General features: G+C 71.2%; 12 protein-coding genes. 4 read left to right on the forward strand and 8 right to left on the reverse strand.

Translation table 11 applies throughout. The features are described from left to right. Nucleotides 1–222 precede the first annotated feature (222 nt). Nucleotides 223–600 carry a tetratricopeptide repeat protein gene (locus tag ABTZ89_RS10435; protein WP_270949312.1) on the forward strand — a complete coding sequence of 126 codons (378 nt, stop codon included), beginning with the start codon at nucleotides 223–225 and terminating at the stop codon, nucleotides 598–600. 45 nt (nucleotides 601–645) lie between these two features. On the opposite strand, the gene ABTZ89_RS10440 is transcribed toward ABTZ89_RS10435, so the two are convergent. From ABTZ89_RS10440 to ABTZ89_RS10465, 6 genes are all read right to left on the reverse strand, one after another. Beyond that, nucleotides 646–1,473: a lytic murein transglycosylase gene (locus tag ABTZ89_RS10440; protein ID WP_270949311.1), complete on the reverse strand. Its 828-nt coding sequence runs from the start codon at nucleotides 1,471–1,473 to the stop codon at nucleotides 646–648. 179 nt (nucleotides 1,474–1,652) lie between these two features. Further along, a complete protein-coding gene (locus ABTZ89_RS10445) occupies nucleotides 1,653–2,441 on the reverse strand; it encodes a lytic transglycosylase domain-containing protein (protein ID WP_351042624.1) in 789 nt (262 codons plus the stop codon). Between the two features lie 118 nt (nucleotides 2,442–2,559). Continuing rightward, nucleotides 2,560–3,570, reverse strand: a complete 1,011-nt coding sequence (locus tag ABTZ89_RS10450; protein WP_351042627.1) for a nucleoside triphosphate pyrophosphohydrolase — start codon at nucleotides 3,568–3,570, stop codon at nucleotides 2,560–2,562. A gap of 103 nt (nucleotides 3,571–3,673) precedes the next feature. Continuing rightward, the gene (locus ABTZ89_RS10455) at nucleotides 3,674–4,609 is read right to left on the reverse strand and encodes a SurA N-terminal domain-containing protein (RefSeq protein ID WP_351042630.1); all 936 of its coding nucleotides are present in this window, start codon (nucleotides 4,607–4,609) and stop codon (nucleotides 3,674–3,676) included. A 153-nt stretch (nucleotides 4,610–4,762) separates the two neighbouring features. Then, nucleotides 4,763–5,353: an AMIN-like domain-containing (lipo)protein gene (locus ABTZ89_RS10460; protein ID WP_270949306.1), complete on the reverse strand. Its 591-nt coding sequence runs from the start codon at nucleotides 5,351–5,353 to the stop codon at nucleotides 4,763–4,765. 125 nt (nucleotides 5,354–5,478) lie between these two features. Further along, the gene (locus ABTZ89_RS10465) at nucleotides 5,479–6,108 is read right to left on the reverse strand and encodes a TetR/AcrR family transcriptional regulator (protein ID WP_270949305.1); all 630 of its coding nucleotides are present in this window, start codon (nucleotides 6,106–6,108) and stop codon (nucleotides 5,479–5,481) included. Nucleotides 6,109–6,201: 93 nt separating this feature from the next. On the opposite strand from ABTZ89_RS10465, the gene ABTZ89_RS10470 reads away from it, so the two are divergent. Together ABTZ89_RS10470 and ABTZ89_RS10475 are read left to right on the forward strand one after the other, a co-directional pair. Then, on the forward strand, nucleotides 6,202–7,407 hold the full coding sequence (locus tag ABTZ89_RS10470; RefSeq protein WP_351042635.1) for a cytochrome P450: 1,206 nt from the start codon (nucleotides 6,202–6,204) through the stop codon (nucleotides 7,405–7,407). A 22-nt stretch (nucleotides 7,408–7,429) separates the two neighbouring features. After that, on the forward strand, nucleotides 7,430–7,624 hold the full coding sequence (locus ABTZ89_RS10475; RefSeq protein ID WP_351042638.1) for a ferredoxin: 195 nt from the start codon (nucleotides 7,430–7,432) through the stop codon (nucleotides 7,622–7,624). Nucleotides 7,625–7,658: 34 nt separating this feature from the next. Here the strand turns inward: ABTZ89_RS10475 and ABTZ89_RS10480 are convergent, their stop codons facing one another. Beyond that, entirely contained in the window at nucleotides 7,659–9,341 is a 1,683-nt protein-coding gene (locus ABTZ89_RS10480; protein ID WP_351042641.1) for a BCCT family transporter, read from the reverse strand. Between the two features lie 142 nt (nucleotides 9,342–9,483). Continuing rightward, nucleotides 9,484–13,080, reverse strand: coding sequence for a transcription-repair coupling factor (gene mfd / locus ABTZ89_RS10485; protein WP_351042644.1), 3,597 nt, complete (start codon nucleotides 13,078–13,080; stop codon nucleotides 9,484–9,486). 168 nt (nucleotides 13,081–13,248) lie between these two features. On the opposite strand from mfd, the gene ABTZ89_RS10490 reads away from it, so the two are divergent. After that, nucleotides 13,249–14,427, forward strand: a complete 1,179-nt coding sequence (locus ABTZ89_RS10490; protein WP_351042654.1) for a PQQ-dependent sugar dehydrogenase — start codon at nucleotides 13,249–13,251, stop codon at nucleotides 14,425–14,427. Nucleotides 14,428–14,547 lie beyond the last annotated feature (120 nt).

The raw sequence follows: 14,547 nt of genomic DNA on the forward strand, positions 1-14,547 counted from the left end.
CGGCGAACCGGCCGAACGCCCGACGACCGCCTACGAGCCTAACCGGGCCGGTAGCACGGCCGCCGGAGACTCGCACGCCTCGCGATCAGGCCGCCCGATTCGCCCCCATCCGGCAACCCGCCGTTCGGCCGATGTTCGTGCCGGGAGGCCTGGATCCGGCGCCCAAGACCATCCGGTCGGACGTCTCGGAACACCGGATCGGCACGTAACGTTGTCGCCGCCATGACGACCGAAAGCACTGTCGAAGCGTTCCGCCGAGCAGAGGAGCTGCTCGGCCAGCGCCGCCCGCTCGAGGCCCTGCGCGTCCTCGAACCGGTGCTCGACGTCGACCCCGACAAGCCCAGCGTGCAGCTGCTGCTGGGCCGCGCGTACTACTTCTCCGCCCAGCTGCGCCGCGCGGAACGCGCGTTCCTCCGGGTCCTGGACTTCGACCCGTCCGACCACTACGCCCGGCTGGTCCTGGGCCGGACCCTGCAGCGCCAGGGCCGCCTCCAGGAGGCCCGCGCCCAGATCAGGCTGGCCGCGATGATGTACCCGGACCCGGCCTACCAGGAAGCGCTCGGCGAGATCAACGCCCACATCGCCACCAAGGGCCTCTGACCAGCTCAGCGCGCGCCGACCGGCGGAACCGGAGGTCATCGCCGCTCAGCGGCGGCGGTTGCCGGCTTCCGCGTACGTCTCGGCGAGCGCGAAGACCTTCTGGGCGTACTCGACCGAGTTGTTGTAGGTCATCACGCCTGCCCACCAGCCGGTTCCGGTGGTCATGTCGCGGCCGCTGGCGCAGAGGTAGCGGGCTGCCGAGACCGCGGCGTCGTCCAGGTTCTGCGGGTCGCCGATGCCGTCGCCGTTGCCGTCGGTGGCCCACTTCCGCCAGGTCCCCGGGATGAACTGCATCGGCCCGACCGCCCGGTCGTGCACCACGTCGCCGTCGAGCAGGCCGCCGTCGGTGTCCGGGATCTCGCGGACGCCGGGCCCGCCGTTGAGCGGCACCCCGATGATCGGGCTGGACGATCGGGCGTCCTCCCGCAGGATCCGCCCGGCGAAGCGGCCGTGGTTGGACTCGATCCGCCCGATGCCGGCGAGCGTCGCCCAGGAGATCCGGCAGGCGGGCTGGTGCTGGCGCATCGCCAGGTCCGCGTTGACGTAGGAGACGATCGCGCGCGCCGGGATGTCGACCACGGTCGCGACCTCGTCGGCCCACTTGCGCACCGGGTCCGCGCCCGGTTCGAGCTGGCCCGGGTCGACGCCGGGGATGGACTGCGGCAGCGGCTCTTCCACGGGGGGCGCGGTCGAACCCGGCTCCACCGGCGCGGGCTCGGGTTCTCGCTCGACCGGCGGTCCCGCCCACGGTGCCGACGACGGCGCGCCGAGGACGTTGATCAGAGCGACTCCGACGACCATCGCGGCCAGCAGCCCGAACGCGGTGGCCAACCGCCCGAGTGCGGCGACCACGCCGGAAGTGTTCCTGATCACCGGGACAGGCTACTCGGCAGTAGGCCCGACTTTCCAGCCTCCGCCCGGCGGATGGTCCACACCTCGAGACCCGCAGTTTCAATTGAAACTGCGATCCGCCGTGCCTGGGATGTGCAGTTTCAATTGAAACTGTGTTCAGTCGCGGCTGAAACCAGCGGTCGCGGAGCAGACCGGCGGAGCTACCGGCCGCTGGCGACTGCGGGGATCTGGTGGCTGGATCGGCCGTAGTGGTCGGCCCAGTTCAGGACTTCCTGGCCGTAGTCGCGGCTCTGGTTGTAGGTCAGCAGGGCCTTCCAGAAGCCTTCGGCGTCGGTCAGGTCGCCGCCCGCGCTGCAGAGGTAGCGGCCCGCCGCGAGGGCCGCGTCGTCGATGTCCTGCGGGTCGGCCACCCCGTCGCCGTCCGCGTCGACCTTCCAGTCGTTCCAGGTGGTCGGGATGAACTGCAGCGGACCGACGGCCCGGTCCCACTGCCGGTCGCCGTCGAGCTCGCCGCCGTCGGCGTCCGGGATCTTCTTGACGCCGTCGCTGCCGTCCAGCGGCAGCCCGATGATCGGCGTGCTCGGACGGCCGGTCTCGTCGAGCCTGGCCCCGCCGTGCCGGCCGTGGCTGGATTCGACCGAGCCGATGCCGGCCAGCAGCGTCCAGCTGATGCCGCAGCCGGGGATGCTGTCCTCGATGGAGCGCTGCGCGTAGCCGTAGGCCTGCAGAGCGGCGCGCGGGATGTTGAGCTCGTCGGCCATCGACTCGGACCAGTTCGCGAGCTGGCCTTGCGGTCGTTGCGACGGGGGCAGCGGCGGGCCGCCCGGTTGGAGCAGTTGCACTTCGGGGGGCTCGATGCCGCGGTCCGGCGGGGCGGTCGCCGTGGGCGGCGAGAACGGCGACTCGACCACCCGCGGGGGCGTGGGGGTCGCGCACGACGCGACCAGGGTGAGCGCAGGGCATAACAACAGCCAGAGCCGACGCGGCACCAAAGATCCTCCCTCGCACGCCAGGACACTTCGGGGCGTCGAACCCAGCGCACCGCCCACCTGGGGATATTGATCGAATTTCGCGTTCGTCAGCCGAAGCGCCTGCGGCCAGTGTGCGTCACGACTCGGAGCGCACGGCGACCGGGTCGGACAAATCCGACATCAACTCGCGCCACTCGTCCGCCGCGAGCGCCGACGGTTCCCGCCCGGACTCCCGGGCTCGCCGCTCGGCTTCGCGGATCCGCTCGGCGAAGGCCAGGGCCACCGAGCGCAGCTCGTCCTCCGGGTCGGCGCCGGCGAGCCGGGCCCGCGCCGCGATGTCGAACAGCGCCTCGCCGACGGCTTCGCCGCGCGGCAGCACCTCCGCCGGAATCCCGGCGCGGCTGGCGCGCTGCACCAGCTTCGCGGCGAGCGCCACCGCGGGCTGCCCCAGCGCCACACCATCCACAATGGACTCGCGCTGCTTCTCCTGCTGCTTCAGCTCTTCCCAGCGGGCGTGCTGCGATTCGGCGTCCAGCACGGAGCTCTCGTCGGCGAACACGTTCGGGTGCCGCGACACGAGCTTGCTGACCAGACCGGCGGCGACGGCGTCGATGTCGAACGGATCGGCCGCGTCCTCGGCGGCGACCCGCGCGTGGAACAGCACCTGCAGCAGCACGTCGCCGAGCTCTTCGCGCAACGCCTCCCGATCACCATCGGCGATGGCGTCGAGCAGCTCGTAGGCCTCCTCGACGAGGTACTTGCGCAGCGTGTCGTGGTCCTGGTCGGCGTCCCACGGGCATCCGCCCGGCGAGCGCAGCCGGTCCATCACGGTCACGGCGTCCAGCAGCTCCACCCCGGCCGGGGCGGGCGCGCCGATCACGCGGGCGCCGGCGGAGCGCAGCGCTTCGGCGTCGGCGCAGCCGAGGTCGCCGACGAACAGCACGACGGGTTCGCGCGCGGCCTGCGCCAGCAGGTCCGCGGGCGGTTCCGGCGCGGCGAGCGCCTCCCGCGCAGCGGGCGCGAGGCCGGGCTCGGCGTACACAACGGCGTTACGCAACAGCGGCACAGCCGCAGCGGGCACGACCTCACCGAGCCGGTCGTCGACCACGACCACCGCCGAACCTCCGGCCACCCGAACCTCGTCCATGAGGCGATTGTCCCAAGTCCGCGCAGGGCAGGTGACCACTTCCCCCGAGTCGTTGGTCACCATCCGTAGACCAGACGCGCGAAAATGGTTGCCGCTGCAACGATCAGGCCTGCGGGGCCTGCGCGGGGAAGCGGAAACCGGTGGTCTCGCCCTCGTTCGGCACCGCCGTCAGGTGCACCGGGTCCCACACCCCGTACCGCGGGCTGAGCTGCACCCCGGTCCGGTCGGCCGTCACCCCGAGCAGGAACGTCCCGAACTGCTGCAGCACGTCGTCGCCCGCGCCGTTGGCCAGCTGCGCCGGGGCCTTCGGATCGACCTGCCGGTCCTTGACCCGGACGACCAGCCACTGACCGCTGTTCGGCGACTGCTCGAAGGCCAGCACGGTGCCCGGCTCGGCGCCGAAGAGCGGCGTGTTGGCCGCCAGCTCCAGGCTCTCCGCCGGGCGCAGCTGCTGGTCGGTCGCGGTCAGCAGCCCGGCCGCCTTGTCCTGGGCGACCAGGTCCGCCGCCTGCTGCGGTCCGAGCGCCATCTGCCGGGCCTTCTTCTCCGCCTCCCCGCGAGTGCTCGCCTGGGTCAGGTCGAAGGTGATCGACAGCTGGTCGATGTACTTGCGCCCGAGCTCCGCGGTCAGCATCTGGGTGCGGACCATCTCGCCGGCTTCCCGCGGGCCGTAGATCATGCCCTCGGTCGCCGCCTGCGGACCGCCCAGCTGGCCGACGCGCTCCGCGACCTGCTGATCGGTGACGGTCAGCCGCTCGTCGCGCGCGGTCTCCTCGACCAGCTCCTGCCGCACCAGCTGCGAGGCCAGCTGGCGGCCGAGGTCGTCGAGCGAGCCCTGCTGCTTCAGCTGCGGCTTGATGTCCGGCTGCCGCTCGAGCAGCTCGTCGAACCAGGACTGCACATCGGAAACGGGGATGCGGGTGTCGCCGACGATCGCGGCGGCCCCGACCTGGCTCGGCCCGGAACCGCAGCCGGCGAGCAGGAATCCGGCCGCGGCGATCGAAGCGAGGAGGCGCCCGTGGCGCGTGCGGAAGCTCACACCCCGCACCTTCTCACGAGATCAACGTCCGGTGAAGGCGGTTTCCGGAGTCCCATCGGTTGATCTCGATGGGCGATCGGCCCGGTTCCGCAGGTCATGACCCGTGAGTCCTTCGAGTCGCCATAACAGCCCAAAAGACTCACGGGCTCGGGATCAGCGGCCGAGCGGGCCGGCGGACATGTTGACGATGACCTTCTCGCCCTCGACCAGGACCTCGTAGTCCACGCCCTCGGACAGGCCGATCGTGAGCTCACCGGTGCCGTGCGAGTTGTCGTTCACCACCGCGCTCTTGGCCAGCGGCTGGCCGAAGGTCGCCGGCTCGGCCGTGCGGCGCTCCGGGTCCGCCACCTCGACGTAGATGTGCAGGAACTTCGTGCCGGTCATGCCCTCGACCGGTTCACCGGAACCGCCCCAGACCGGGGAGGTCTCGTTGAGCTCGTGGTTCATCACCTTGACGCCGTCGACGCCCGACAGGCCGCTGAAGTCGAACACCACGCGCTCTTCGTTGCCGTGCACGCCCGCGCGCATGCCCGGCTTGTCGGTGGAGACCGGCGCCTGGAAGCTGCTCTCCGACGAAGAGGTCTCGGCCGACGAGGAAGTCTCGGACTGCACGGACTGCACCTGCTGCGGGGCGGTCGCGGGCGCCGGGGAGGCCGGCTGCGCGCCCGCCGAGCACCCGGTCACCGCCAACGCGGACATCGCCATCGTGCCGGCTGCCAGGATCAGCTTGCTGCGCAAGGACATCTCGGTCGCACCTTTCGCGTACGGGGCTTTCCCGTAAAGACGCCGCACAGCGCGCGAGGTTCCAACCGGAGCAGAACTGATCTCCAGCACATTTCCGGCCGCGGGACCCGGACGTCCTCTGTGGACTACCCGGGCGGGCGGGTGATGAAGTGGAGCGCGTCGGCGAGCTGCTCCCGGTGCCGGTTCAGGACTTCCGAGTCGACGCCGGCGGCCGTGATCGCCACCAGCTCGTCGGTCGCCTCCCGCAGGGCCGCGCTCACCGCCGCCGCCTGCATCCGGACCTCGAGTGCATCGCTGCGAACTCCCTGGCGTTCGGCGAGGACCTCGACGAACGTCGGCTCGGCGCGCTCGCGCAGCACGAGGTAGGCCGCGCGCAACGCCGGTTCGTCGTGGGTCATGCGGATGACCGCCAGGACCGCTTCGACCTCGGACCAGGACTCCTCGGGCACGAGCGTGTAGGCCGCGCGCAGGTGCTCGGCGAGTTCCAGCTCGGGCGGCCAGCTGCGCAGGACCCGCTGGAACGCCTCGATCGTCTTGGTCAGCAGCGGTTCGACGCAGCTCTCCTTGCTGCGGAAGTAGCGCCACAGCGTGCGCTCGGAAACCCCCGCGGCCTTCGCGATCTGCTCGCCCGACGTCGCCGCCACGCCCTGCTCCCGGAACAGCCGGACCGCGTGGCGCGAGATCTCGAGCCGCTGCTGCCGGCGCTGCTCGTCGCTCACCGGGGGGCGTCCGCGGCGGGCGGTCCGCTCGACCATCGGCACCTCCATCGGCGGACTGGCGTTGACACACCTTAACCGACCCAAACATTATTGACAGTGAGCGCCAATAAATAAAGCTGGAGGAGACCCATGAGCGTTGCTGCCGAACGCCTGCAGCTGCCCTTCGACAGGCCGAACGTGCTCGACCTGGCCCCGCTGTACGAGGTGCTGCGCCGCGAAGCGCCGGTCACCCCGGTCACCACGCCAGCGGGCGACCCGGCGTGGCTGGTCACGCGCTACGACGAGGTCCGCGAACTGCTCGGCGACAAGCGCCTCGGGCGCTCCCACCCCGAGCCGGAGCGGGCCTCGCGCATCACCACGGCCGCCGTGCAGGACGGCCCCACCGGCACCTACGAATCCGAAGAGGCCGACCACAAGCGGATGCGCCGACTGCTCACCCCGGCGTTCTCCGCCAAGCGGATGCGGATGCTCTCCCAGCACGTCCAGGACCTCGTCGACGGCTACGTCGACCAGCTGATCGCCGAGCGCGAGTCCTCGGACGTCGTCGACCTGCACACCGGGCTGGCGTTCCCGCTGCCGGTCGCGGTCATCTGCCAGCTGCTCGGCGTGCCCGAGAGCGACCGCGAGCTCTTCCACGCGCTGTCCGAGCGGATGGCCAGCCCGTCCGAGGGCGGTGAGGCGCACCGAGCGCGCGAGGAGTTCAGCCGCTACATGGCCGGGCTCGCCGAGTCCAAGCGCGGGCAGCTGGGCGAGGACGTGATCTCCGACCTCGTGCGCGCGCAGAGCGCCGACGAGGCGTTCGACTACGCCGAGATGGTCCGGCTCTGCGTCGGACTGCTCTTCGCCGGGCACGAGACCACGGTCAACCGCATCGGCCTGGGCGTGCTGTTCCTGATGACCCGCCCGGAGCACTGGACCGCGCTGACCGCCGACCCCGACGGCCGGGTCGACGCCACCGTCGAGGAGATCATGCGGCTGGGCGCCCCCGGAGACCTCGGACTGCTGCGCTACGCGCACACCGACGTCGAGGTCGGCGGCACCACGATCCGCACCGGGGACGCGGTGATCCTGTCGGTCAACTCCGCCAACCGCGACGAATCCGCCTACGCCGACGCCGAAACCTTCGACCCGGACCGCGCCGAGCGCACCCACCTCGGCTTCGGCCACGGCGCGCACTTCTGCATCGGCGCCAGCCTCGCCCGCACCGAGCTCCGGATAGTCTTCGCCACCCTCGCCCGGCGCCTGCCCGGCCTGCGCCTGGCGAAGGACGCCGACGAGCTGCCGGTCCGCCCCACCATCACCGGAGGAGTCTCGGAACTCCCGGTGACCTGGTAGAACCCCACTCGAGGAGAAAGACATGAAGGTGACAGCCGACCAGGACAAGTGCATCGGCGCGGGCCAGTGCGTCCTGACCGTCGAGCAGGTCTTCGACCAGCGGGACGAGGACGGGATCGTCGTCCTCCTCAACCCCGAACCAGCCGAAGAACACGCCGAAGCAGTCCGCCAAGCAGCAGCGATGTGCCCCTCCGGAGCCATCACAGTCGAAGACTGACCCCAGAAGGGCACCTTCGACCGGGGGGTGCCCTTCAGTCTTCTTCTTCGACCGGGCCTACTTCGAGCTGGAATTCGGCGCCGTGGCGTTCGGTTCCGGCTATGACCGCTTGTTCCAGGACTTGGGCGCCCTTGAGGCCTCTCTGCATCAGGGGGTCTTCGCGGAGGTCCTTCATCAGGGCCACGCAGAGCAGGATCATCACCACCGCGAACGGGGCCGAGGCCAGGAACGTCAGGTTCTGGATGCCGCTGAGGGCGTTCTCGCCTCCGACGATGAGCATGATCGCGGCCACCGCGCCCGTCGCGGCACCCCAGAACACGACGATCCAGCGCTGCGGCTCGATGGAACCGTGCTGCGACAGGGTGCCCATGACGACCGAGGCCGCGTCCGCACCGGAGACGAAGAAGATCGCCACCAGGACCATCACCAGCACCGTGGTGATCGACGCCAGCGGCAACGTCTCCAGCACCCGGAACGTCTGGGCTTCCTCGCCGCCGCTGCGGTAGACGTCCACGCCGCTCTGCTGCACGGAGATCGAGCTGCCGCCGAAGATCGCGAACCACACCAGGCTCACCACGCTCGGCACCAGGATCACGCCACCGACGAACTGGCGGATGGTGCGACCGCGGCTGATCCGGGCGATGAACATGCCGACGAACGGCGTCCAGGAGATCCACCACGCCCAGTAGAAGATCGTCCAGCTGGACAGCCAGTCGTTCATCGCCGCGCCGCCGGTGGCGCCTGCTCGCGAGGCCATCGACCCGAAGTCGCGCAGGTAGACGCCGACCGACGTGGGCAGCAGGTCGAGGATGAAGACCGTCGGGCCGACCACGAAGACGAAGATCGCCAGCAGCGCCGCCAGCACCATGTTGATGTTGGACAGCCACTGGATGCCCTTGGCCACGCCCGACACCGCCGAGGCGATGAAGCAGATCGTCAGCACCACGATGATCAGCACCAGCACGGTGTTGCCGACCGCGCCGATCCAGCCTGCCGCCTGCATGCCGCTGCGGATCTGCAGCGTGCCCAGCCCGAGCGAAGCGGCCGACCCGAACAGCGTCGCGAACAGGGCCAGGATGTCGATCAGCTTGCCGACCGGCCCCTCAGCGCCCCGCTTGCCGATCAACGACGTGAACACCGCGCTGATCAGCTGCTTCCGGCCGCGGCGGAAGCTGCCGTAGGCGATCGCCAGGCCGACCACGGCGTAGATCGCCCACGGGTGCAGCGTCCAGTGGAACAGCGAGGTGGCCATCGCGGTCTCCACTGCCGCATCGCTGAGCGGCGCCACGGTGCCCGGCGGCGGTTCCACGAAGTGCGCCAGCGGCTCGGCGACACCGAAGAACATCAGCCCGATGCCCATGCCCGCGCTGAACATCATCGCGATCCACGACACCGTGCGGAACTCCGGCAGCTCGTCGTCCTGGCCGAGCGGGATCGCGCCGTAGCGGCTGAACGCCAGCCACAGCGCGAACACCACGAACCCGGTGGAAGCCAGCACGAAGGCCCAGCCGATGTTGGTGACCAGCCAGGACAGCAGCGAGCTGGACACCACCGCCAGCGACTCGGTGGAGGCCACGCCCCACCCGACGAAGACCAGCGTGATGAGCGCGGTGATCCCGAAGACCAGCGCATCGGTGCGGCGCACGGCGGTGAAGGCCTCCGGCGACCGCGGAATGCGGGCGCGCGCTTCGTCCCGTTCAGAGCCCTTCCTGGCCATCCCGCGCCTCCTCGTGACCGATGACGAGCCGGGTCAACGGTCACGCCACCAGCACCCGGCGGCAACTCAAGACCAGGCGCACAACACCCGACGATGGTGGTCAATTTCGTGCGAAATCGACCACCCCCCGGGTGACGGGGGGTCAGGCGACGGGGGCCGGAGCCGTGGTGAGGTCCGCGAGGAACTTCGCGCACCAGTCCAGGAGGGCGTCGTCGCGGAGCGGCGGGGCCCCCATGCGGCCACCGGCCGCACCTTCCGTCGGACGCGGGACCGAGACCGTGCGCACCGCCGGCTTGTACACCGCCTTCGGGTACAGGCGCTTGAGGCGGACCTGCTTGGAGTCCAGCAGTTCCAGCGGCGCCAGCCGCAGCGACGTGCCCTGCAACGTCACCTCGCGGACGCCCTGCTCCCGGCAGAGCTGCCGGAACCGCGCCACCTTCAGCAGCCGCTCCACCGGCTCGGGCAGCGGCCCGTACCGGTCCACCAGCTCCGCGCGCACCGCGTCCAGCGCGTCCTCGTCGACCGCCGCAGCGAGCTTGCGGTACGCCTCCAGGCGCAGCCGCTCCCCCGGCACGTAGTCGTGCGGGATGTGCGCGTCGACCGGCAGGTCCACCCGGACCTCGGTGAGCTCCTCCTCCACCTCGCCGGGCTCGGCCCCGGCGTGCTTGCGGAAGGCGTCGACGGCCTCGCCGACCAGCCGCACGTACAGGTCGAAGCCCACGCCCGCGATGTGCCCGGACTGCTCGGCGCCGAGGATGTTGCCCGCGCCGCGGATCTCCAGGTCCTTCATGGCCACCGCCATGCCCGCGCCCAGCTCGGAGTTCTGCGCGATGGTCGCCAGGCGGTCGTGCGCGGTGTCGGTCAGCGGCTTCTCCGGCGGGTACAGGAAGTAGGCGTAACCCCGCTCCCGCGCACGCCCGACGCGACCGCGCAGCTGGTGCAGCTGGGCGAGGCCGAGCAGGTCGGAGCGGTCCACGATCAGCGTGTTGGCGTTGGAGATGTCCAGGCCCGTCTCGACGATCGTGGTGCACACCAGCACGTCGTGCTCGCGCTCCCAGAAGCCCTGGATGATCTTCTCCAGCCGGTCCTCGTTCATCTGCCCGTGCGCGGTGACGATCCGCGCCTCCGGCACCAGCTCGCGCAGCTGCCGCGCGACCTTCTCGATGTCGTGCACCCGGTTGTGCACGAAGAACACCTGGCCGTCGCGCAGCAGCTCGCGGCGGATCGCGGCGGCGACCTGCTTCTGGTCGTAGGCGCCGACGTAGGTCAGGATCGGGTGCCGCTCCTCGGGCGGGGTGAGGATGGTCGACATCTCGCGGATGCCCGCCATGCTCATCTCCAGCGTCCGCGGGATCGGTGTCGCCGACATGGTCAGCACGTCCACGTGCGTGCGCAGGGCCTTGATGTGCTCCTTGTGCTCGACGCCGAAGCGCTGCTCCTCGTCGACGATCACCAGGCCCAGGTCCTTGTAGCGGATGCCGGTCTGCAGCAGCCGGTGCGTGCCGATCACGATGTCGACCTCGCCGTCGGCCAGGCCCTTGATCGTCTGCTCGGACTCCATCGGATCGGTGAACCGGGACAGGCCCTTGATGTTCACCGGGAACGAGCGCATCCGGTCGGTGAAGGTGTTCAGGTGCTGCTGGGCGAGCAGCGTGGTCGGCACCAGCACGGCGACCTGCTTGCCGTCCTGCACCGCCTTGAACGCCGCGCGCACCGCGATCTCGGTCTTGCCGTAGCCGACGTCGCCGCAGATCACCCGGTCCATCGGGACCGCGCGCTGCATGTCCGCCTTGACCTCGTCGATGGCGGCCAGCTGGTCGCCGGTCTCGGTGTAGGGGAAGGCGTCCTCCAGCTCCCGCTGCCACGGGGTGTCCGCGCCGAAGGCGTGCCCCGGCGAGGACTGGCGGGCGGCGTAGAGCTGCACCAGCTCCGCGGCGATCTCCTTGACCGCCTTGCGGGCCTTGGCCTTGGTGTTCTTCCAGTCCGAGCCGCCGAGCTTGTTCAACGTCGGGGTCTCGCCGCCGACGTAGCGGCTGACCTCGTCGAGCTGATCGGTCGGCACGAACAGCCGGTCGCCGGGCTGACCGCGCTTGCTCGACGCGTACTCCAGCACCAGGTACTCGCGGGTGGCGCCGCCGACGGTGCGCTGCACCATCTCCACGTACTTGCCGATGCCGTGCTGCTCGTGCACCACGAAGTCGCCGGTCTTGAGCGCCAGCGGGTCGACCGCGTTGCGCCGCCGCGACGGCATCCGCCGCATGTCCCGGGTGGACGTCCCGCCGCGACCGCCGGTCAGGTCCGCTTCGGTGAGCACCACCAGCGAGATGCCGGGCGCGGCGAAGCCGTCCTCGAGACCGCCGCGCACCACCGTCACGACCCCGGCCTCGGGCTCGTCGGCCAACCCGTCCTCGGCCAGCCGCGCGGGCAGCTCGGCCTCGCGCAGCTGCTGCACCGCTCGCTGCGCGGTGCCCGCACCGGCCACCACCAGCAGCGCCGCCCCGCCCGACGCGGTGTGCGCGCGCAGGTCGGCGAAGGCCCGCTCGATCTCGCCGCGGTAGGCGTCGACCTGCTTGAGGACCAGGCGGATGACCTCGTCGTCGTCCTCACCCTCTTCGCTGGTCAGCTGAGTCAGCGGCCACCAGGGCAGGCCGGCGGACACGGTGTGCTCGGCGACCTCGGCCAGGCTTCGGTAGGCCGACGCGCCCAGGTCGATCGGCGCCTTGCCGCCGTCCGCGGCGACCATCCAGGACGCCTCGAGGAACTCCTGACCGGTGCGCACCAGGTCCGCGGCGCGGGCGTGGATCTTCTCCGGATCGGCCAGCAGCACGTGCGCGCCGCTCGGCAGCAGATCCGTCAGCAGCTGCATCTCGCCTTCGCACAGGGCCGGGATCAGGGCCTCCATGCCCTCGACCGGGGCGCCGCCGGCGATCTTGCCGAGCATCTCGGCGAGGTGGCCGTCGGCCTGGTGCTGCTCGGCGAGCTTGCCGGCCCGCTCCGCGACCTGGTCGTTGATCAGCAGCTCCCGGCAGGCCGGGGCGAACAGCTCGGTGTCCTGCGCCTCCGGCAGCGAGCGCTGGTCGGCGACCGCGAACGGGCGGATCTCGGTGACCTCGTCGCCCCAGAACTCCACCCGCAGCGGGTGCTCCTCGGTCGGCGGGAACACGTCGACGATGCCACCGCGCACCGCGAACTCGCCGCGCTTCTCCACCATGTCGACCCGGTCGTAGGCCAGCGCGGCCAGCTGCGCGACCAGGTCCTCGAAGTCGTGCTCGACGCCGACCGACAGCCGCACCGGGCGCAGCTCCCCCAGTCCCGGCGCGATCGGCTGGATCAGGCTGCGCACGGTGGTCACCAGCACGCGGATCGGACCGTCCGCGTGCTCTTCGGGGTGCGCGAGGCGGCGCAGCACGGCCAGCCGCCGGCCGACGGTGTCCGCGCGCGGGGAAAGTCGTTCGTGCGGCAGGGTTTCCCACGACGGGAACACCGCGACACCGCCCGCCCCGAGCAGGTCGGAGACCGCGGCGGCGGCTTCTTCGGCCTCGCGGCCGGTGGCGGTGACCAGCAGCACCGGGCGCGCGGCGCCGTCCTCGGCGGCCAGCGACGCGGCGGCCAGCGAGCGCGCCGCGACCGGGCCTTCCAGCACCAGGCGTGGTCGGCCCGCTGCCCCGACGACCTGCTGGAAAGCGGGATCGCGCAGCACGGTTTGGAGCAGTCCGCACAGGGGACCGGCCTGGCTCATGGAGCTACCTCGCAGCAGAGATCGCGAAATGCGGGCACACCCCTGCCCGGGACGAACGCCACGCCGGACGGGGCGAGGAGTCCCAGACTACGACTCGGCCCCGACACGAACACGACGGCCCGACGCACGCCCCAGTTCGGTGCCCGGTGTCACACTGGCCGGGTGCTCCTGCGCCGATTCGCCGCGTTGGTCCTGCTCCTCGCGCTCGCGGGCTGCGGCGGGAACAGCACGGGCCGCCCGGCCCCGGCCAGCACCGCACCACCGGAACCCGGTGCGCAGCTGCACGTCGAGGTGATCGCCAGCGGCCTGCAAGATCCCTGGGACATCGGCTTCCTGCCGGACGGCACGGCCCTGGTCGACCAACGTCCCGGCCGACTGGCGCTGCTCGCCGACCACCGCCCCGGCGCCCTGGTGCACCCGGTCCGAGCCGACTTCGGCGACCTGCTGGTCAAGGGCGAAGGCGGCCTGCTGGGCCTGCTGGTGCACCCGGACTTCGCGGCCGACCGGCGCTTCCTCACCTGCCAGACCCACCAGGTCGGCGGCAAGGCGGTGGACGTCCGGGTGGGCACCTGGCGGCTCTCCGAGGACGGCTCGCGCGCGGACCGCGTCGGCGACCTGCTCACCGGGCTCCCGCTGAACCCCAGCGGTCGGCACTCCGGCTGCCGCCTCGCGCTCGCCGCGGACGGCGCGCTGCTGGTGGGCACCGGCGACTCCGCCCGCCCCGACGTACCGCAGGACCGCACGTCGCTGGGCGGCAAGGTGCTGCGGCTGAACATCGACACCGGTGCGCCGCTGCCGGACAACCCGTTCATCAGCTCGCCCGACCCCCGCGAGCGGCTGATCTGGACGTTCGGGCACCGCAACGTGCAGGGCGTCGCGCCGCGCCCCGACGGGCAGGTGTTCATCGCCGAGCACGGCCCGGCCTACGACGACGAGGTCAACCTGCTGCGGCCGGGCGGGAACTACGGCTGGAACCCGTCGCAGGGCGGCACCACCAGCGGCTACGACGAATCGGTGCCGATGACGAACCTGCACCGCTTCCCGGACGCGATCAGGGCGGTGTGGTCCTCCGGCGACGAGCGCCTGGCCCCGAGCGGCGCAACATTCCTGACCGGCCCGCAGTGGGGGCGCCTCGACGGCGTGCTGGCCGTCGCGACCCTCCGCGGCAGCAAGCTCCTCCTGCTCCGCACCGCCCCCGACGGCGCGGTCCGCGAAGTGCTGATCCCACCGGAGCTGAACGGAACCTTCGGCCGCCTCCGAGCAGCCCGCCAAGGCCCCGACGGCGCCCTCTACCTCTCGACGTCCAACGGCGAAGACGACAAGATCCTCCGAGTCACCACCAACTGACCCCCACGAGGACCACAGTTTCAATTGAAACTGCGATCCGCCGTGCCTGGGTTTTACAGTTTCAATTGAAACAGCGGCTTCCCATGATGCGGCGCAACTCGGTCCGCACGGGAGGCGATG

Source organism: Saccharopolyspora sp. NPDC002686 (genome assembly GCF_040295745.1).
Classification (GTDB): domain Bacteria; phylum Actinomycetota; class Actinomycetes; order Mycobacteriales; family Pseudonocardiaceae; genus Saccharopolyspora; species Saccharopolyspora oryzae.